This is a genomic window from Saezia sanguinis (assembly GCF_003991585.1).
GTDB classification, from domain to species: Bacteria; Pseudomonadota; Gammaproteobacteria; order Burkholderiales; family Burkholderiaceae_C; genus Saezia; species Saezia sanguinis.
In genome coordinates this window covers 1-278 of sequence record NZ_PQSP01000049.1, presented here as the reverse complement: position 1 = coordinate 278, position 278 = coordinate 1, and the positions used below count along the sequence as shown (strand labels likewise).

1 protein-coding gene is annotated in these 278 nt (G+C 58.6%); it reads left to right on the top strand.

The window, feature by feature from the left end:
• Nucleotides 1–13 precede the first annotated feature (13 nt).
• Nucleotides 14–278: hypothetical protein (locus tag CUZ56_RS14930; protein ID WP_204250938.1), on the top strand; the 265-nt coding region annotated here is incomplete at its 3' end.

Sequence of the window (278 nt, the reverse complement as noted above, 5' to 3'; positions counted from 1 at the left end):
CCACGATTCCCTCATGCAGGTTCAAGAACTGGCTGCTCCGGGACGCCGCATCAGGCTGTGCAAAGGCTCGTACACCGGCCCTCGTCCAGTTACTTTGATCCGTCCGCACGACGTCGATCTGAGAATGGCGGCTTGTCTGCGCGCCCTCATGACCGGTCCTTCGACGGTGATGTTAGCCAGCCATGATCCCGTCTTTGTGGCGCTCGGCGAGCAACTTATGGCAAGTCTGGATCGTCAGCTGGAGTTCCAAATGCTGCAAGGAATCCGTCCCTTAGAGC